The sequence below is a fragment of the Desulfogranum aggregans genome, from assembly GCF_055398265.1.
Genome location: NZ_AP042447.1, coordinates 226477 through 245874, shown reverse-complemented (window position 1 = coordinate 245874; position 19398 = coordinate 226477). Strand labels below are relative to the sequence as shown.

The window sequence follows — 19398 nt, the reverse complement described above, 5'->3', positions numbered from 1 at the left end:
AAACCCCTCTTTTCCCTTAACGACCGGGGTTACAGGCAGCGTCACTGCTTTTTTAGCTCTTAAGGGAGGTCCAGAGCAAAGGGATTGGGGCAAATTATGCAACCGACTGACAACACCAGGCAGACCCTTGCCATCAACATCAACGGCATTGTCCAGGGGGTGGGATTCCGTCCCTTTGTGTACAAGCTCGCGACTTCCATGGGACTCTACGGTTCGGTTGCCAACGCGGGCGACGGAGTGCGCATTATCGCCACCGGCTCCTCCTCCAGTCTCCACAGCTTCACCCGAAAGCTGCAGGAAAAAGCTCCGCCCATGGCCTCCATCACTTCCTTTACCACGGAGGAGTGCAGTATCCCTACTGCAACCGAGGGGTTTTCCATTATTCACAGTCACCGCAGTCACCAAGCCAGTGTACCGATCACCCCTGATATTGCAGTCTGCAGCGACTGCCTGCAGGAAATTCGCTCTCCAGGAAACCCCCGTCATGGCTATCCTTTTACCAACTGCACCAATTGCGGGCCACGGTTCACCATAGTCGAGCGGGTACCATACGACCGTCCGCATACTTCTATGCGACATTTTCCCATGTGCCCGCAATGCCAACAGGAATACGATGACCCTCTGGACAGGAGATTTCATGCACAACCCAATGCCTGTCCAATATGCGGCCCACAGCTCAGTTGGCATGACGCCTCCGGAATTCTGCTCGACACAACCAACTGCATCGAGGCCGCGGCCCTCGCTCTTGCCGATGGGCAGGTTGTCGCCATCAAAGGCCTTGGCGGCTTCCACCTGGCAGCGGATGCTAGCTCTCCCGAGGCGGTCCATCGCCTCCGGCAAAGAAAAAACCGACCCGAAAAACCACTGGCCGTCATGGTCAGGGACCTGGCGATGGCTTCCCGATACTGCGATGTAGACGAAATCGAGCGGGACCTGTTGCTCTCACCGCAGCAGCCGATAGTCCTCCTGCGCCAGAAAACAGCCGGCAATCTAGCGCCGAATCTGGCACCCGGTCTGGGGGTACTGGGTGTGATGATCGCCTACACCCCTCTTCACGCCTTACTGCTTGATACCCCTCTTGGTCCGGACGCCCTGGTCATGACCAGCGGCAACCTCACCGACGAACCTATCTGTACCGACAATGAAGAGGCCCTGGAGCGATTGCAGAGCCTTGCTGATTTCTTTCTTCTCCATAACCGGGATATTGTTACTCGAGTAGATGACTCGGTAGCGAGGGTAATGGGAAAGAAGGTTCGTCTGCTTCGCAGGGGACGAGGATACTCTCCGGTACCCATGCCGATTCTGGCGACAGCAGACATATTGGCCTGCGGTGCGGAAATGAAAAACACCTTTTGCATCGTACGCAACAATGAGGCCTATGTAGGCCAGCACATTGGTGAACTGAGCAACCCCGATTGCCTGGATTTCTACAGCGAAAGTATTGCCCACCTGCAGACTATTCTTGAATGCCACCCTCACGCCGTCGCCTGCGACCGTCATCCGGATTACCCCAGCACCCGCTTCGCCCGCAAGCTACAGGGAGAACTTACGCCCGTGCAGCATCATCATGCCCATGCCGCAGCAGTCATGGCCGAACACCGCCTGGACGGAGAAGTCATCAGCGTGATCCTTGACGGCACAGGATATGGTGATGATAGTACAGTCTTCGGCGGTGAAATATACCTTGCCAACAGAAACAGCTACCGTCGCCTGGGTCGCCTCGCTCACCTACCGCTTCCCGGTGGAGACCAGGCAGTGAGAGAGCCCTGGCGCATGGCGACAGCGCTTCTTTTTCAAGCCGGTCTTCTCTCCAGGGATATCCGGAATAACCTGCCATCTGAACTCAGTTCGGTACCTGTGGAAAAAATTGAACTCCTGGTACAAATGCTCAGCAAGCACATTCATTCGCCCCTTACCTCGAGCTGCGGCCGCCTTTTTGATGCAGTGGCCGCCATGCTCGGCATATGCCATGAGGCGAGTTTTGAAGGACAGGGCGCCATGCTGCTTGAACAGGCGGCTCAACTCCACCTTAACCGAGGTTCTTCCGCATTCGCACCTGATGAGGAAAAATACCGGCCCACAGTGGATGTTCACGACGGCCTCAGGGTGCTCAATTCGTTGCCGTTGGCCCAGTGGATACGGGGTGACCTGCAGCAGGGGGTATCGCTTGAGCAGATTGCCTACTCTTTCCATCGTTGGCTTATCAGAGGCATCACCCTGCTCGTTGAGAGAGTCCAGCGTCAATATATGGTCAATACCACGGTATTGAGCGGCGGCTGCATGCAAAACAAAATTCTTCTGGAGGGACTGGAACAAACGTTGCGTAAAGCCGGGTTTGCCGTCTACAGTGGTGAACTAATTCCGGTCAATGACGGCGGAATCGCCCTCGGTCAGGCCTATATAGCTGGAGCTCCACGCAACGAGTCGCTCCGCCCTTCCCTGACAACCTGATATTCCATGGGCAAAGCCTGTGAAAAAGGAGTAAAAACATATGTGCCTAGCCATCCCCATGCAGGTTATTGAACTGAAAGGAAACGCGGATGATTTTCTTGACCCACTGGTGGCGCTGGTGAATGCTGACGGCATCCAGAAGGAAATACGCCTGGAAATGGCGGACCGCATACCGCAGGTCGGCGAATATGTCATTATTCACGCCGGCTTCGCCATCCACACCCTGACCGAAGAAGAAGCCCTCATCAACCTTGACCTCATGCGCCAGATGGCTGAAGGCCTGGAAAAAGAGGGAAGGTTGCCGGGTGGAGACTCATGAAATGTGCCGATGAATTCAGAAGCCGCGACATTACCGGGCCACTACTGACGGAAATCAGCAACAGACTCGATCGACCGGTGAGGATCATGGAAGTGTGCGGCACCCACACCATGTCTATTTTTCGACATGGTATTCGCTCCCTTCTCCCAGAAGATATCACCCTGCTCTCCGGTCCAGGCTGTCCGGTATGCGTAACCCCGGCAAGCCACATCGATGCATTTATTCGGGCCGCGGAGCTGCCCCGGACGGCCGTTGCCACCTTTGGCGACCTTATCCGCGTTCCGGGAAGCAAAGGATCACTGGCATCTGCACGGACCAAAGGGGCGCAAGTGGAAGTCGTCTACTCCCCCATGGACGCGCTGCAAATGGCAATGAAGGATAAGGATACCACTATCGTTTTTCCTGCCATCGGTTTTGAAACCACTATCCCGACCATAGCTGCCACGCTGCTGCAGGCCGACCGGCAAGGGGTAGATAATTTTTTTATCATCAGTGCAGGCAAGACGATGCCCCAGCCGTTGGACATGCTCATGTCGGACCCTCATCTGGAGGTGGACGGATTACTCTGTCCCGGGCATGTGAGTGCCATTATCGGTGTCAATGCTTACCGGCGTCTTGCACAAACGCACCAGATAAGCTGCACAGTCGCCGGTTTTGAACCAGCAGATATTCTCGCTGGCCTGGTCAGCCTTATTCAACAGATCAACAGCGGGAAGGCCGAAGTTGACAATTGCTATACCCGGGCTGTAACTGCCGAGGGGAATCTGCGGGCCCAGCAACTGATCGATGAAGTCTTCAAGCCGACGGACAGCGAATGGCGCGGGCTGGGAACCATTATGGACAGCGGCCTTGAACTGAGAGAAAAATACAGCCGGTTCGACGCGCTTTCCCAGTTAGGCATCCCCATCGAAGCGGCCAACGAACCAAAGGGGTGCAAATGCGGCGACATTCTTAAAGGGCACATGTTGCCCCCCCAATGCCCGCTCTACGGCACACGGTGCACCCCTCTTTCCCCCGTAGGCCCCTGTATGGTCTCGGGAGAGGGAACCTGTGCAGCGTATCACCGATACAGCGATCAAGGAAAATAAAACCACTTTTTATCGTATGCACACACAGACAACAGTAACCTTGGATCACGGCAGCGGTGGGCTGGCAAGCCAGAACCTGATCAGCGAGCTTTTCCTGCGCTACCTGACCAGTCCGGCATTGCATGAACTTGAAGACTGCGCCGTACTTGACGAACACCACGGCAAAATCGCCTTGACTACTGACAGTTACGTGGTAGACCCGATCTTCTTCCCAGGGGGTGATATCGGCAAGCTGGCCGTGCACGGAACAATAAACGACCTGGCCATGCGCGGTGCGCAACCTATTGCCCTCAGCCTCGGACTGATCATCGAAGAGGGGTTGTCAATGGCACACCTCGAACGAATCATTAAGTCCATTGGCGAGGCCTCCACCGCAGCGGGAGTGGCCATTGTTACCGGCGACACCAAAGTTGTCCCCAAGGGGAAGGCAGATGGGATATTCATCAACACCTCCGGCGTGGGTATAGTCTCTCATCGCTGCAATATTTCAGGTAATCGGGCCAAACCGGGAGATACGGTCATCTGTTCCGGTTCAGTGGCTGACCATGGCATTACCATCATGAGCAGCCAGGCAGGAATCGCCATCAGCGGTGATATTGAGAGTGATACCCAGCCCCTTCACCGACTCAGTGCAGCTATTCTTGAAGAAAATCCCTGCGCCACCCATGTCATGCGCGATCCGACTCGCGGGGGGATAGCTACCTGCCTGTGTGAAATAGCCGCTGCTTCAGGGGTTGAGATCACCCTAGATCAGACAAAGTTGCTCATCAAGCCCTCGGTCAATGCGGCGTGTGAAATGATCGGCCTTGACCCGCTTTACCTGGCTAATGAAGGAAAATGCGTGGTCATCTGCGACCCCGGCCAGGCGGACAGAATAATAGCAGCCATGCGCGAACAACCGGAAGGCCGTGAGGCAACGGTCATCGGGGAGGTCACCGGCACTCATGCACAAGGCAGAGTTACTCTGCTTACCACCATTGGCGGCAAGCGGTTGCTGGAACCGCTCACCGGCGAACCACTGCCGAGAATCTGCTGAAAGGCACATCCGCCACCACGGAGCACCTCGTAACCATGCACGAACTATCGCTTGCCCAGAACCTGATCGACCAACTCCTTCAACTGGCCAGTCAACACCAGGCAGAGCGAATCTCCCGGTTGGTTGTTGTTATAGGCCCATTTTCAGGGATAGTAGTCGACTCTTTTGCCTTCGGTTTTCAAGCACTCAAGCAGGAGCATCCGACCACCAGGGAAGCCGAGCTTGAACTTGAAACTCCGCCGCCCGAACACCTTTGCCTGGATTGCAGGGCCGTGACCACGGGACTGACAAAAAAGCCAGGTGCTCACCCGAGAGATTTTCACGATACCATGAGCCGCCCGCTCTGCTCGTCATGTGGATCAACGCGCCTCTCCCCTCAAGGGGGAACAGAACTTATCCTTAAACAACTTGAAATGGAGTAACTGCCATGTGCGATGTATGCGGCTGTCAACTACACGATCACCATACCGAGAGTAAAATCGTCGAGGTCAACCAAAGCCTGCTCGAAGCCAATGAGAAACAGGCGGCATCCAACAGAAAACACATCGAAAAAATGGGTGCCATCGCTATTAACCTCATTTCCAGTCCTGGTTCAGGAAAAACCACCCTCCTGGAACGCACCATCGACGAATTGGGTAACGAGGTAAGGATAGGTGTGATCGAAGGAGACATCGAAACCGAGCGCGATGCGGACAGAATCCGTGCAAAGGGCATCCCTGCAGTACAGCTGACCACCGGCGGTGCCTGTCATCTGGACGCCCCTATGGTCCATGGCGGCCTGCACGTTCTGGAACACTTTGGAAAGGGTGAGGGCTTTGACCTTATCTTTATCGAAAATGTCGGCAACCTCGTCTGTCCGGCCACTTTTGACCTGGGTGAACACTACCGAGCGGTACTGCTCTCTGTCCCCGAAGGATCAGATAAACCTGTAAAATATCCCACCACCTTTAAAGGGGCCGATCTCTTTATCATCACCAAGACCGACCTGCTGGAACATTTCGACTTTAACCCGGAAGAGGCCACCAGCGAAGCCCTGAAAATTCAGCCTGAGATGGAGGTTCTGTCTGTCTCATCTACCACCGGCGAGGGATTCGAGCAGTGGATCACTTACCTGAGGAGGCTTGTGGAAAAATAAAACCTCGAGCAACAGCCCACTCATAAGTTCAGCGGAAGGGTTCCATCATACCCCTCTTCCATCTCTTCAGGAGAGGCAACGAGTACCATTCCCAGCATAAGTAGCGTGGTCACCTCCCGGCCCTGTTGTTTCTCGGACCATTGCAGTTTCCATCCCAGGCAATCGCACAGGGAACGGACATGCAATCCGACACCGGATACGGAACTCCTGGCTTTCTCCGGAAAAAGACAACTAGCCCCCTTCTCTACAACTCTGCAGAAGGGGGCTTCTGCACAAAAAAGCTCTTTGCATGATCCAGCGGCCAGCCCGACTGCAGAGGAACAGCCCTGAGCAAGCGCCTCCCTTTCCAGTGCTGCGGCAGTTTCATGGACGGCTCTGGCTATTGCCAGCCTCCCTTTACCCAACAGCACCTCCTCTTCCGCCTTTATGGCAAACACCAGCACCCATGCATGCATTTGGGCAAGGGAACGGAAAGTTTCCGGCGTCATGCCATGGGGAGGGCAGCTTGGCGATAACCCATAGCTCGGGCAGCCGGGTAAAGAACACATGGATGCAAAGCGTTGCTCTATCACCAGATCGCACGAACGAATCCATGCCGCGTGCGCAGCACCAGAGGCATTGACCCATGCCAGCAATTGTCGTTTCCGTTCCTCGTCCATCAGCGCATCCGTACTTTTGTATAAGCATATCAAGGGGTAACAGCCCCAACGGCTGCTGCACCAGCCGTACTGCTAGAAAAAAAGGAGACGTGCACAAAAAAGAATATGCAAATTGTGCATAATATGCTAAAAGGTATTCACAGTCAGCGTGAGGGAAGCAATTGCGCATGCTACCATCTCCCTCAAGCCGACGATTGTACAAATTTCGGACTGATTACCAGGGCAGGTTGATACCATTTGGACCATAGTTGCTGTTTTCTGTGACGCTTCTCCAATATATCACTCAAAAACTCCTTACACCCCCCTTCCCTGCTCTGGTAATCAGCCGATTCCCCTTTTGCCTCGCAGACAGATTCCCGAGCAGGATACCCCTTCGGCCCCTCCTACCAGCTTCAGGCCATCACTCAAAACGCTCCTTTCTCCTGCTTCGGGAATCTCTTTTCCTACAGCCATTCAACAACATCAGGCTTGAGCTTTAGAGTAACCGCATCTCCAACAGCAAAACGATGACGCCGATACTCCTCCATGGGAAGGATGACGGTGACCATTACCCCCACATTGACGGCCAGCCGCACCCGGTTTCCCTCTGCCATCATGAGCCCTATATCACCACAGAGTGTGCCAGGCCTCTCCTGTTCGCTGCCATCGTCCTTCATTAGCCGGATCTTTTCCGGATTGAGGTAGACCCTGCAGCTGGAGGTATTCTTCTTAGGGACGCGTCCCGAAAGGAGAAACGGTACCTTCTGCTGCAGCAGGCACACTTTTCGGCCCTTCTCTTTGCTCTTGAGCGTGCAGGAAAAAATATTTTCATAGGTGGTGGAGACCAGTCGCCCCTTTTCCAGAACAATGGTCTCATCCGCCAGGCCCGCCGCCTGAAGACGATCATGGGTGGTAAACAGGATGGTGCATTTGATTTCCTGGTTCATTCTGGTTAACAATGCACGTATAACAGCTTGATTTTCCACATCAACATTGGCAGTTGGCTCATCACACAGAACTACCTGGGGTTTTAACGCCAATGCCCTGGCAATGGCTAATCGTTGAGTCTCCCCACCGGAAAGCTCTGCGGCGGCCGCATTTCGGTACCCCACAAGGTCTACCATCTCCAGGGATTCATCGATGAGCTGCTGACGCCGCGCCTTTTCAATTTTACGAATTTTCAACCCAAACTCGATATTCCTGGCAACCGTAGTGGAAAACATTATCGGGTACTGGTGAACCATGACCACTCGTTGGCGCAGCCGTTGCAGCTCTTTTCGGTCGAAAAAAACCGGCTTGTTGCGAAAGAGAATCTGCCCGGAAGCCGGAGGTTCGAGAAAGGCCAGAATATTGAACAGGGTCGTTTTGCCGGCACCATTGGCGCCCAGCAGGCCATATATTCTGCCCGGCGCAATTTCCAACTGCTCTATATCGAGCACGGTCCTGCCGCTGTAGACCTGTGTAACATTATGAAGTGCATACTGCCTCACAGCCGCCCTCTCCCCTGTACAAAGTTAAACATAATATTCATAGCCAGGCTGATACTCATCAGGATCAGGCCCAGAGCAACGGCAAGGGTAAACGACCCCTTGTCATATTCCAGGGCCATGGCCGTGGTCATTGTGCGCGTAAACCCCTTGATATTCCCTCCCAGCATCATAGAAATACCGATTTCCGAGACCACCCGTCCGAAAGCAGAAATCACTGCAGCGCAAATGCTGAACTGTGCTTCACGAAGGATAACAAGAACGGTCTGCAAAGTCGTCGCGCCAAGGGTTTTGGCGGTCATGGAATAGCGCTCATCAATGCGGCTGACAGCGGCGATGGTAAGCGCTGCGATGAGGGGGGTGATGAGAATCACCTGACCGATGATGATCGCATTCTGGGTGTAAAGAAGGTCGAAAACGCCAAAGACTCCTCTTCGCGAGATAAACGCATACACAAACAAGCCAATGACTACTGTCGGCAGAGCAAGCATGGTATTGAGCAGGGTAATAACGATTCGCCTGCCCGGGATATTGCCATAGGCAACAAAAAATCCCAGCGGAATCCCGCCGAGCGCGGCAACCAAGGTCGAAATGCAACTGACGCGCAGCGACACCCCGACCACCCGGAAAAGCTCAGGATCGAGGGTCAGGACCAGACTGATTGCAGAGAGAAAACTATCAAGAAAAAAGGACATGAGGCAACATACAGCAAAAGTGAAGAAAACACATAAATACAAAACGCGCACCCCGGTAAAGGATGCGCGTTTTGATCTTGTTCAAGTACGGCAATACCGCACGTTTACACTACGCCCTGGCTAGAGTGCATCGGGATAGAACAACTGTTTGTCCAACAGCCGATAGCCGCCGATCAGATTCTGCCCTCGTTCCGAAGTCAGCCACTGGGCAAATTCTTTGGCCACTTCATACTGCACATGCGGGTGTTTTTTGGGATTTACCGGAATAACACCATAAGGGTTGGCCAGCAGAGGATCGCCTTCGCACTGTACTTCCAGATCGATGGGTACATCCCGACCGAACTTATACTTGATATAGGTGCCGCGATCGGCAAGCGTATAGGCCTGTTTTTCATCAGCAATGGTCAATGTCTTTCCCATTCCCTGGCCAACGGAGTTATACCACTCACCGAGTCCAGCCGGATGGGCATAAGTAACTTCCACTTTTTTACCTTTTTTCACGATGGTAGAGGTCAGGGTTTCCAACGGCAAGCCGGTTGCGTTCCACAATGCCTGCTCTTTGGTATGGGTACCGGAATCATCCCCGCGGGAGATGAACGGCGCCTTGGCTTCGGCAATTTTTTTCAGGGACGCGGCCGCATCCTTCATACCATGGATCTTGGCTGGATCACTTGTAGGTCCCAGGATCACGAAATCATTGTGCATTACAGCATACCGCTTGGTGCCATACCCATCTGCAACAAACTTTTCCTCACGCTGTTTGGCATGTACAAAAATAACATCAACATTGCCGTCCATACCATCCCGAATAGCAGCACCGGTTCCCTTTGCAATAACTTTCACCTTAATGCCGGTATCCTTCTCTAAAGCCGGCAACAGCACATCCAACAAACCGGAAGCCTGGGTACTGGTGGTGGTGGACATTTTCAGCACTTTCTCTTCGGCCATGGTCATACCGCTGACCAACAGCAACGACAATACTGCCGCTATGGTTCCTTTAAAAAATTTCATTTATTCTCCTTTGTGTATTTTTTGATAAATATTGCCTGGTTTCATTGACAGGTGCCATCACCCGTCAACCTGAAAGACCATTTTACCAGACAGACCAACGTCATACCCAATGGTCTGGGCAACGGTCTCTTTGAATGCATCCTGCTCCAGCATGCCAAGAAACTGCTGGATGGATTTTTCAAAAAAGAGATGGCGGGAGATGAGCAGATCAAACCGCTCCCAACGCAACGGCAGAAATCCCAATCCCAGCATGCCGGCAACGGCTTCAATACCGGGACCGACATCCGCCCTGTCCGCCAATATCTCAAGGCCAACATCAAGGTGCCTGGAAACTTCATGATCATACCCCTTGATCCGGCTGCCGGATAATTTTGCCTGCTTCAACTCCTTTTCCAGGAGAAGCCGGGTGCCGGTTCCCAGCGGCCTATTGACTAGCCGAATACCCTTTTTCCCCACGTCGGCAAACTGCTCAATGACAAACGGATTGTCCTTTTTAAACAACAACCCCTGCTGCCTTTTGCAGAAATTCACTACTACCGGCATGGTTTGCAGTTCTTCAAAGGCAAACTGAAAATTATAGTCCTTGTCATCATCCTGCACCAGGTGGCTGGAGGCGATATGACACAATCCCTGACGCAGCGCGTGAATCCCCCCCATACTGCCAACATTGGCAAAGACCGCCAGGCTTCCCTTGACCGATGCGTTAAATTGAGAAACAACCTTATCCAGCAGCAGGTCATTGCTGCCGGCAAGAATGACGACCCCTTTTCCAGCCGGGAATTGGCCGGCCTGTTTGGGAAAATTGGTTGTATTATTGTCCACCCACTGCTCAACCAGGTGCTGGGGAAACAGCCATTTGCCGGTCACCTTGGTTGCCGGCAGATCCTTCTCCGCAACCAGGGTATAGATCATCTTTTCATTAACATTGAGAAATGCCGCCACTTCCCGGGTCGTCATCAATTTACTCATGTCCCCTCCTGCCAGGACTTGATTTTTTAGCACCTATATTGGTCATTCTTCTCCGTGCTCGTCAACAAGAATATGGTACAACCAACTAGTTTTCCTCAAGAATAACCAAAAATAACCACAGATAACAGCGCGTCATGCCCTCCTTGAAGACAATTTGCCAACACCCCTGACCAGGAGAGGAACCGCCATTCCAAACGGCGCAGACGTCAAAGAAAAGCACCGTTCTCTTGACATGGCGGTCCAGAGTTTTTAGGCTTGCACAGAGATTATTCGTTACCTGAATCTACGCTTATTCAACAGCGGAGCCTGTGCTGGACAGCGACGTAATTGGTAACACCAAAGTATATCAATGCGTTGCCAAGCCTCCAGGTATGCCGTTTAGGCTGAGGGCGCAGACAGTTTGCTGGGTCTGTGTTGTGCATCGCTCACGGTCATATCGGCGAAGGGCGGACAACGGGAACTGCTCAGACGCTGAGCGGTCACCAATTTAGGAGTTAATCAAACACGGTACGAGGAAACGTGGCCGAATTCCCAATAGAGCTTGAACGTAACCGCAAAGCGATCTCCCTACACCAGCAGCAGCAGTTGTGCAACAGTCACGTAGCTGTGATCGGCTGCGGAGGCCTTGGCGGTTTTGTCGCCGAAGAGCTTGCCAGAATAGGTATCGGCAGGCTCACTCTTTATGACCCGGATAGCTTCAGCCCGAGCAACTGCAATCGGCAGATCAACGCGCTGGAATCGACCCTGGGCCAAAACAAGGCAGAGGTTACAGCTCGTCGCATTGTCTCCATCGGCACCGGCTGTACCCCCACCTCGGTAGCTGCTGATTTTCGCGGTCGACTACCGGAAAAAGATGCGTTGCCGGAAGTAATTGTCGACTGCCTCGATTCTATCGCCACCCGTTTCGAGTTGGCGGACCTCTGCAATCAACTGGGCATTCCCATGGTTCACGGTGCGGTCTCCCACTGGTACGGTCAAGTCGGGGTTCAGCTGCCTGGTTTTCATCTGCCTTCCGCCATTTTTCCGGGTTGGGAGCAGCAAAAAAGCGCCCAAGAACCACCGCCGGTACTTTCCTTTACCGTGGCAACCATCGCCAGTTTTCAGGCCTGCGAGGTGACCAAGCTCCTCCTGGGACTGCCATCGTCGCTGCATAACGCCTGGATGCAGATCGATCTCAAGCATAACACCTACGAGTCTATGCCGGGATCGCCCCCTCCTTGAGTAACGTGCAGGTTAAATAGTTGCAAAAAGCCGCTGCTCTCAGTAAAAGGTGGTAAACAATGCAGTATCCTTTTTACCGCTCTTCCCTTGCGCAGCGATGACCCATCACTTTCCGCACGCCAATACTCAACTCATGCCGATGATCAGATGAAAGGTTTTTTCAAACTCATCAGCTCAGTGGAATTCACCGAGCTATTTGACCAGTTTCATCCCTTGGAAACAGAAAATATCCCCCTCTCGTCAGGCCACCGCCGGGTGCTTGGCAAGGCGGTAACCGCCGGAGACGACCTCCCCCCTTTTTCCCGCTCCACCATGGATGGGTACGCCGTCCGCGCAAAAGATACATTCGGTTGTTCCGAATCGGAACCGGCCCTGCTGACGGTAATTGGCGAAATTGCCATGGGAAGCTCCGGCACACAGTATACGCTGCGACCTGGCCAGGCACTTCGCATATGGACTGGCGGGGAATTACCGCAGAAAGGAAACGGGGTGGTGATGGTGGAGTACACCCACCAGCTTGATGACCAAACAGTAGAAATTTATCGGCCGGTGGCTCCCAATCAAAACACGATACGTGCCGGAGAAGATTACCAGGACGGAGCTTCCGTTCTTGAACGCGGTCGACAACTTCGCCCGGCGGATCTCGGGGTTTTGGCGGGTCTTGGTATGCACACCATACCCGTCTATCGCCAACCCAAGGTGGCCATCATTTCCACAGGGGACGAGTTGGTTCCACCCGACAAGCAACCCGGCCCGGGCCAGATTCGCGACATCAATTCAACCACTCTTGCCGCGTTGGTTGAAGAGGCCGGCGGTCAAGCACTGCCGCTCGGAATCATCGGCGACGATCTCGATACAATGAGGCAGGCATGCATTACAGCCCTTGAGGAGGCTGATATGCTGCTTCTCTCCGGAGGAAGCTCCGTCGGCAGGCGGGACTTTACCTTGGAAGTACTTGAACAGATTCCCCATGCCCAACTCCTTGCCCATGGAGTGGCCATTCGACCGGGAAAACCAACCATCCTGGCCGCCCAGAACAATAAGGCACTATTTGGCTTACCAGGGCATGTCGCCTCAGCAATGGTCGTTTTCTACCTCTTTGTTCGCCCGCTGCTTCGTAAAATCCAAGGCCTGCCCTGCACTATCGGCCTCAATCGAGTCCAGGCGATAACTGATCAGCAAATCCCGTCAACCATTGGCCGTGAAGAGTATGTCAGAGTTCACTTGACCCCCCAATCCGGCGACGCCCCTCCATTGGCCACCCCGATTTACGGAAAATCCGGTTTGCTCAGTCCACTGGTAAAAGCAGACGGACTACTCTGCATTGGCAGAGATGTGGAAGGAATAGACAGAGGCACCGAGTCCTCAGTCCTGCTCTTTCCCTGAGGTACTCATTCACTCGAACACCGCCCACTCCATGGGCAAAAGATATAACGCCTTACTCCCCAGCATTTAACACAGCTAAAACTGACATGAAAAGAAAGATTTACCTGAACATGCAATCCAGAAAAGATGCTCAGCATATCTTCTGGTCCAAGTTTTCCGCCATCACCCCCCAGACAGAATTCATACCGGTCAAGGAAAGTTGCGACAGGGTGACAGCAGCACCGGTGTTTGCCAGACTCTCCTCACCCTCTTTTCACTCCGCAGCCATGGATGGTATTGCCGTAAAGGCCGAGGACACTTTTGCTGCAGCCGACGATAACCCGATCACCCTCGATATTGCAGGTGGCCAGGCGACCCTGATCAATACCGGACACCCCCTCCCGCCCAGAAGCAACGCCGTGATTATGGTGGAAAACATCCTCCTCAACCAGGAGGAGAGTGAAGCCGTCATTCGGGAACCGGTCTTTCCCTGGCAGTATGTGCGTAAGGTTGGAGAGGACATTGTTGCTACAGAGTTACTTTTTCCAACCGGCCACCTCATCCAGCCGGCTGATATTGCAGCCATGATCACCGCCGGCTGTACCACGGTGGAAGTACGGTCCCGACCGATCATCACCATCATCCCCACCGGTTCAGAGCTCGTGCCGCTCGACAGCGTCGACACTCCCCCCCCCGCCGGGCAAGACCATTGAATCAAACTCGGCAGTATTGGCCGGTCTCGCTGAAAAAGCCGGGGCCATTGTACGGGTCAGCGACATTGTGGTTGACGATTATCCGACGTTAACACAACACCTGGAGGATATCCTGGCTACCGACACAGACATGGTCGTTGTTAACGCGGGCTCCTCGGCAGGCAGCGCAGACTATACGGCGCGCATCATCGATGACCTGGGTGAAATCCTGGTCCACGGCGTCACCATCATGCCCGGTAAGCCAACCATTCTGGCGAAGGTCGCCGATAAACCGGTAGTGGGCATTCCGGGTTATCCGGTCTCGGCAATTATCGCTTTTGAACAGTTTGTCATGCCGCTCCTGGCCCAGATGCAGGGGATCAACCTGCCGCAACCGGTCTGCGTTCCAGCCATTCTGGCCAAAGACATCCCCTCGCGCAGCGGTATTGAAGAGTTTCGGCGGATGATCACCGGAAAAATCGGCGACAACTATGTGGCCGTCCCCTTGAAAAAAGGCTCCGGAGCCATCACCACCCTGACCAGGGCCAATGCCATGCTGCATATTGATGCGGCTTCGGAAGGCGAGACCAAAGGCAGTCTGGCCACCCTGGAACTCCTCCAACCGAAAACAGTTATCGAGAACACTATTCTCAGCACCGGCAGTCACGATTTAAGCCTTGACCTGCTCCGGGATTCTCTACAGCAGCATGTGCCGGCCTACTATCTGGCGTCAACCCATGTTGGCTCACTGGGAGGGATCATGGCCATGCAGCGGGGAATGACCCATATTGCCGGCTCCCACCTGCTGGACCCGGAATCCGGCACCTATAATGTTCCTTTCATCCGAAAGTATCTGCCAGGTCGAAAGATATCGCTCATTACCCTCGCTCACCGCCAGCAAGGCTTCATCATCCAGAAAGGTAACCCCAAAGGGGTTAAGACTATCCACGACCTGATCCGCGACGACATTACCTTCATCAACCGGCAGGCCGGATCCGGAACTCGGGTACTCCTCGATTACGAACTGGAGCAACAGGGTCTCGATCCCGACGACATAACCGGGTATGATTTTGATGAATATACCCACATGGCGGTGGCGGTCTCCGTGCTCTCAGGAAAAGCTGATGTGGGCCTGGGGATCATGAGCGCAGCCAAAGCACTTGGTCTGGACTTCATTCCGGTAACTGAGGAACGCTATGACCTGCTTATTGACGACGCCTTTCTCCAGCTGCCCATGATCGAAACCCTGCTGGCGATCATTAACTCCCAGCCGTTTCAACAAACCCTGGAAAAAATGGGTGGATATTCCACCAGAGAAACAGGCACCTGTTTAGATGTACACCGGCATCAGTGAGTGTTCATTGCCGATAGAGATGCAAAAAGAATGAAGTGAGACAGCGGTTGCTGCCGGAGGGGGAAAACACCTCCACCGGCCCCCACTGTTGGAGACAGCATTGCCGCGGCAGTGGGTGTCGGTTTAAGGTCGGTGGAGAATCTTTTGCGGGGTGGTTTGAGCTTCCCAGCACCTATTGCCTGGAAGCGACCTGCTTCACCATGTAGTTGTTTACTGCATCCTGCACGGTTTTGATAGCCAGATAGGCACAATGCTCTTCCTGCTTGGGAAATTGACCAATCTTTTCCAGCACATCTTCACCCGTCAAGTCAAAGATCTCTTCAACGGTCTTTCCGATGGCTATTTCCGCGGCAAACGATCCGCACACGTTACTGGATCCGCACCCATCGGTGGCGTAGGAGGCATCAGTCACCCTGTCGGCTTCGATTTTCACATACATTTCCATGGTATCGCCACAGCTACCGGTGATGCGCCCCTTGGCATCAGCATCGTTCATCCGGCCATGGTATTTGGGGTGACGCCAGCGGTCAAAACCCACTGCACCATAGGCCTCTTTGGCATCATCAAACACCTTTTCCTGAATGGCGTCCACCATGGCATTAAACTGTTCGTCGTTCATGTCCTCCCTGGTCCCTCATAAACCCTGATCAAATGATTACTGGCCGCACAAGGCGGCCTGCTTTTCAGCTTGTCCGTTTTTACCAGTGGCCGTCGGCATTGGGGCTATCGGTGTAGGTGACATCGCCACTTTTCATCTTTTCAACGGCCTCGGCGACTGTTCCGGAAATATCGCTGACCACTTTCACTCCGGCAGCGGCAATGGTCTGAAATGCCTTGGGACCGCAGTATCCGGTCATCAGCACTTCTGCACCCTTATCGCTGACCATGGTGGCTGCCTGTATCCCGGCCCCCTTAAACGCGTTGATATTTTCCGTATTATCAATCGCTTCAAATTGCATGGATTGCGTATCCACAATCATTATGTAGCGGGCCCTGCCAAAACGAGGGTCCACTTCACTATCAAGCGTAGCGCCTTTTGCAGTAATTGCTATCTTCATGAGTCGTTCTCCGTTATTAGTACAAAATCCTCATACCGGCAAGAGCAGAATATCGGTGAGCATCAACAGCAGGCCAACATATCGGCCTAGATGCAGCGGGTAAATCCAGATACCGAATCTTTCCTCTATCCACCAGGATGCTCTCTGCGGTGACGACCTCCGGGGGTCGGCGACCGAGAGAGCAAAAAAATGACCCATCCGGTAAAGGGTCAGTACTTTCAGAAAGGAAACAAGCGTTCCGAGGTAGGAGAAACTCTGAAATTAATGCAAAAAAAGTATTACCGGACGGGTCAAAGAAAAAATTTATCTTAACGGCCTCCTCCACCGCCACAGACATCATTATCGGTAATCAACGGCAGATTGCCAGCCAGAAAATCTTCCACAACCGGCCTGATATCCGGACGCTCCGCATCGTGATAGACTTCAATTCCGACCTGACGGAAACCCATCAACGGTCGCATGCCGATACCGCCAACGACAAGAGCGTTCACCTTGTTTTCTGCCAGCAGGTTGACAGGTACCATACATCCCCCCTGCACATGCTCACGGTTAGGGACGATCGTCACGTCTTTAATTTCCCCGTTTTCAAAATCCACACAGGTAAAGACATCACAGTGGCCGAAGTGACCTGCACGCGTGCCTTCTAAACCGCCTTCACCATTCGAGGGAATCGCTACTCTCATCATCGCCATTGTTCTTCTTCTCACTTATTATTGAATTGTTGCTTTTAAATCCACCACGCCCATACTGTTGAGCACCGATGAATTCACTACTTTTTTCCATATTTCCTGCACAGCCTGCAGGGTTGCGGATTGCTCATCCGCATATTCAAAGATGTTGAGTCCCTCAACCATTGAGCGGACAAAAATCGGATCAAAAGGAACCCTGCCAACCACCTTCATGTTCCGTTCTTCAGCCGCTCGCTCAATTGACTCAGTGAGCTCCTGGTTGAGATCAAATTTATTGACGCAGACCATGCCTGGAATCTGGAAATGTGCGGCCAGGTCTGCAACCCGGAGCATATCATGAATACCGGAAACAGTCGGCTCAACCACGATCACCAGCGCGGTAGCGCCGCTGATTGCTGCGATGACCGGACAGCCGATGCCGGGAGGGCCGTCAGTAATGAGCAGGTCCTGGCCATTTTGTTCGGCCAACTGTCGTGCCTCCTTACGAATCAGACTGACAAGTTTACCTGAATTCTCCTCGGCTATTCCCAGTCGGGCATGCACCATGGGTCCCAGCCGGGAATCGGAGATAAACCACTCCCCGCACTTCTGTGGAGGAAAGTCTACAGCCTTTTCGGGACAGAGGTCTACACACACCCCGCATCCCTCACACAGGATGGGATCTACAATAAAGGTTGGTGCGATGGCGCCAAAACGGCATACCTCGCGGCAGGTGCCGCACTCAATGCACCGCTCAGGGTCGATTTCGGCCAATCCCCCGCCCATAAAGTCAGTGGTTTGCTGCACACGGGGCTGTGCCAGCAGATGCAGGTCGGCAGCATCAACATCTGCATCGCACAAGACTTTGTTTTTGGCCAAATGGGCAAAAGCGGCCGTCAAACTCGTCTTGCCAGTGCCTCCTTTTCCACTTAATATGACTAACTCGCGCATGCTTCTCACTCTCGTTTATGCTTCAACAATATGCTCTATATCTTCAAAAAGCTGTGCAAATTTCTCTTTCCACTCTGGCATCTCCTTCACCATCATCTTACCAGCCGAATAGGTTTCTGCAATTTTTCGGTCAAAGGGAATTTCCAGTAGAATGGGTATTTGCTGCTCTTTGGCATAATCGTACACCTCACGATTACCCAGGTCACTGCGGTTTATCACCAGTCCGCTGGGGATGCCTAAGAGCTTAACAGCTTCTACAGCCAGTTTGAGATCGTGGAGCCCAAACGGCGTAGGCTCAGTGACCATCAGCACAAAATCGACCTCATGAATGGCAGCAATAACCGGGCAGGAGGTGCCGGGAGGAGCGTCAATAATAGTTAACGCATTCCTGTCTTCATTCTTCCGCACTTCCTTGATCAAAGGAGGCGACATGGCCTCGCCAATACGCATTTTGCCGTGGGCAAAGGCGATATGGTCGCATGCGCCATATTCAATGCATCCTAGTTCCCGATCGGTCTCCGAAATGGCCCCTTCAGGACAGACCAGCATGCACCCTCCACAGCTGTGACACAGCTCTGGAAATACAAGTACCTTCTCACCGACGACAGTAATGGCATTAAAACGACAGATATCCATGCACTTCCTGCACTGATTACACAAGGCTGCATCGACCTTGGGAACCGGTGTTGCCACTGTTTCCGTTCGGGTTACCTCGGGATGTAGAAAAAGATGTGCATTGGGCTCCTCCACATCACAGTCAAGAAACTTCACTTCACGGTCAATTGCCACTGCCATGTTCGTGGAGACCGTGGTCTTTCCTGTTCCGCCTTTACCGCTGGCCACACTGATAATCATTGTTCTTCTCTCACCTGCTAGAGCAAACTGGTAACTTTTGTCAATTTTTCAACAAACTGCCTGGCATCTCCCGCATCCGGGTTTACAGCTAACTGCAGCAGCACCCCTTGCCCTTCGGTCGCCTCATGAAAGGCTCCAGGAGCAAGCGAGCTGGACAGTGCTGCATTGACCAGCGGGTTAACCTTGATCAGCTGCTCCACAAATGCAACTCCGGACATACCTTCAAGTTGCTCAGCCACGGCCACGGCATCAACAGCTCCATCCTTTATCTGTTGCAGTGCCTCACTGGTACTTTCGGTTGCCGCCACTTCGGCGCCTGTTTCCTCTGCCAAGGTCTGCTGGAACGATTGAATTGAAATGTCTTTGGGGTATACCAACAATATATTCACGTACACTCACTCCTTA

21 protein-coding genes are annotated in these 19398 nt (G+C 53.3%); 10 read left to right on the top strand and 11 right to left on the bottom strand.

Annotation, left to right across the window (positions count from 1 at the left end):
- Window positions 1-96: 96 nt before the first annotated feature.
- Genes hypF through hypB form a run of 6 tightly spaced genes read left to right on the top strand, consistent with a single transcriptional unit; the run spans window position 97 to window position 6029 of the window.
- On the top strand, window positions 97-2451 hold the full coding sequence (gene hypF / locus ACZ52Z_RS01110; RefSeq protein WP_464268920.1) for a carbamoyltransferase HypF: 2355 nt from the start codon (window positions 97-99) through the stop codon (window positions 2449-2451).
- Window positions 2452-2491: 40 nt separating this feature from the next.
- The gene (locus tag ACZ52Z_RS01105) at window positions 2492-2770 is read left to right on the top strand and encodes a HypC/HybG/HupF family hydrogenase formation chaperone (RefSeq protein WP_464268919.1); all 279 of its coding nucleotides are present in this window, start codon (window positions 2492-2494) and stop codon (window positions 2768-2770) included.
- Window positions 2767-3858 carry a hydrogenase formation protein HypD gene (gene hypD, locus ACZ52Z_RS01100; protein WP_464268918.1) on the top strand — a complete coding sequence of 364 codons (1092 nt, stop codon included), beginning with the start codon at window positions 2767-2769 and terminating at the stop codon, window positions 3856-3858. Before ACZ52Z_RS01105 ends, hypD begins: the two co-directional genes overlap by 4 nt.
- Window positions 3821-4894 (top strand): hydrogenase expression/formation protein HypE, encoded by a 1074-nt coding sequence (gene hypE, locus ACZ52Z_RS01095; protein WP_464268917.1) that lies wholly within the window; start codon window positions 3821-3823, stop codon window positions 4892-4894. The genes hypD and hypE overlap by 38 nt, the downstream gene beginning before the upstream one ends.
- Window positions 4895-4929: 35 nt before the next feature.
- The gene (locus ACZ52Z_RS01090) at window positions 4930-5316 is read left to right on the top strand and encodes a hydrogenase maturation nickel metallochaperone HypA/HybF (protein ID WP_464268916.1); all 387 of its coding nucleotides are present in this window, start codon (window positions 4930-4932) and stop codon (window positions 5314-5316) included.
- 5 nt (window positions 5317-5321) lie between these two features.
- The gene (gene hypB, locus ACZ52Z_RS01085) at window positions 5322-6029 is read left to right on the top strand and encodes a hydrogenase nickel incorporation protein HypB (protein ID WP_464268915.1); all 708 of its coding nucleotides are present in this window, start codon (window positions 5322-5324) and stop codon (window positions 6027-6029) included.
- 20 nt (window positions 6030-6049) lie between these two features.
- Here the strand turns inward: hypB and ACZ52Z_RS01080 are convergent, their stop codons facing one another.
- The 5 genes from ACZ52Z_RS01080 to ACZ52Z_RS01060 form a co-directional block, all read right to left on the bottom strand.
- On the bottom strand, window positions 6050-6688 hold the full coding sequence (locus ACZ52Z_RS01080) for a DUF2284 domain-containing protein (RefSeq protein ID WP_464268914.1): 639 nt from the start codon (window positions 6686-6688) through the stop codon (window positions 6050-6052).
- 443 nt (window positions 6689-7131) lie between these two features.
- Complete coding sequence (locus ACZ52Z_RS01075; RefSeq protein ID WP_464268913.1) at window positions 7132-8157, bottom strand: energy-coupling factor ABC transporter ATP-binding protein; 1026 nt, start codon at window positions 8155-8157, stop codon at window positions 7132-7134.
- A complete protein-coding gene (locus ACZ52Z_RS01070; RefSeq protein ID WP_464268912.1) occupies window positions 8154-8849 on the bottom strand; it encodes an ABC transporter permease in 696 nt (231 codons plus the stop codon). The genes ACZ52Z_RS01075 and ACZ52Z_RS01070 overlap by 4 nt, the downstream gene beginning before the upstream one ends.
- 120 nt (window positions 8850-8969) lie before the next feature.
- Entirely contained in the window at window positions 8970-9860 is an 891-nt protein-coding gene (locus ACZ52Z_RS01065; protein ID WP_464268911.1) for an ABC transporter substrate-binding protein, read from the bottom strand.
- A gap of 57 nt (window positions 9861-9917) precedes the next feature.
- On the bottom strand, window positions 9918-10829 hold the full coding sequence (locus tag ACZ52Z_RS01060) for a substrate-binding domain-containing protein (protein WP_464268910.1): 912 nt from the start codon (window positions 10827-10829) through the stop codon (window positions 9918-9920).
- A gap of 519 nt (window positions 10830-11348) precedes the next feature.
- Between ACZ52Z_RS01060 and ACZ52Z_RS01055 the strand changes: the two genes are divergently transcribed.
- The 4 genes from ACZ52Z_RS01055 (at window position 11349) to ACZ52Z_RS01040 (ending at window position 15461) form a co-directional block, all read left to right on the top strand.
- Window positions 11349-12050, top strand: coding sequence for a HesA/MoeB/ThiF family protein (locus tag ACZ52Z_RS01055; RefSeq protein WP_464268909.1), 702 nt, complete (start codon window positions 11349-11351; stop codon window positions 12048-12050).
- A gap of 147 nt (window positions 12051-12197) precedes the next feature.
- Window positions 12198-13436, top strand: coding sequence for a molybdopterin molybdotransferase MoeA (locus tag ACZ52Z_RS01050; RefSeq protein ID WP_464268908.1), 1239 nt, complete (start codon window positions 12198-12200; stop codon window positions 13434-13436).
- 86 nt (window positions 13437-13522) lie between these two features.
- Window positions 13523-14128, top strand: coding sequence for a hypothetical protein (locus ACZ52Z_RS01045; RefSeq protein ID WP_464268907.1), 606 nt, complete (start codon window positions 13523-13525; stop codon window positions 14126-14128).
- A gap of 16 nt (window positions 14129-14144) precedes the next feature.
- On the top strand, window positions 14145-15461 hold the full coding sequence (locus ACZ52Z_RS01040) for a substrate-binding domain-containing protein (RefSeq protein ID WP_464268906.1): 1317 nt from the start codon (window positions 14145-14147) through the stop codon (window positions 15459-15461).
- 172 nt (window positions 15462-15633) lie between these two features.
- Here ACZ52Z_RS01040 and ACZ52Z_RS01035 read toward each other — a convergent pair whose 3' ends face one another.
- The 6 genes from ACZ52Z_RS01035 to ACZ52Z_RS01010 all read right to left on the bottom strand — a co-directional run bounded on the left by ACZ52Z_RS01035 (window position 15634) and on the right by ACZ52Z_RS01010 (window position 19382).
- Entirely contained in the window at window positions 15634-16080 is a 447-nt protein-coding gene (locus ACZ52Z_RS01035; protein ID WP_464268905.1) for an iron-sulfur cluster assembly scaffold protein, read from the bottom strand.
- Between the two features lie 79 nt (window positions 16081-16159).
- Window positions 16160-16519 (bottom strand): NifB/NifX family molybdenum-iron cluster-binding protein, encoded by a 360-nt coding sequence (locus tag ACZ52Z_RS01030; RefSeq protein ID WP_464268904.1) that lies wholly within the window; start codon window positions 16517-16519, stop codon window positions 16160-16162.
- A gap of 308 nt (window positions 16520-16827) precedes the next feature.
- On the bottom strand, window positions 16828-17211 hold the full coding sequence (locus ACZ52Z_RS01025; protein WP_464268903.1) for a NifB/NifX family molybdenum-iron cluster-binding protein: 384 nt from the start codon (window positions 17209-17211) through the stop codon (window positions 16828-16830).
- Between the two features lie 18 nt (window positions 17212-17229).
- On the bottom strand, window positions 17230-18138 hold the full coding sequence (locus ACZ52Z_RS01020) for an ATP-binding protein (RefSeq protein ID WP_464268902.1): 909 nt from the start codon (window positions 18136-18138) through the stop codon (window positions 17230-17232).
- 15 nt (window positions 18139-18153) lie between these two features.
- A complete protein-coding gene (locus tag ACZ52Z_RS01015) occupies window positions 18154-18993 on the bottom strand; it encodes an ATP-binding protein (protein WP_464268901.1) in 840 nt (279 codons plus the stop codon).
- Window positions 18994-19010: 17 nt separating this feature from the next.
- On the bottom strand, window positions 19011-19382 hold the full coding sequence (locus tag ACZ52Z_RS01010) for a hypothetical protein (protein WP_464268900.1): 372 nt from the start codon (window positions 19380-19382) through the stop codon (window positions 19011-19013).
- Window positions 19383-19398: the final 16 nt, after the last annotated feature.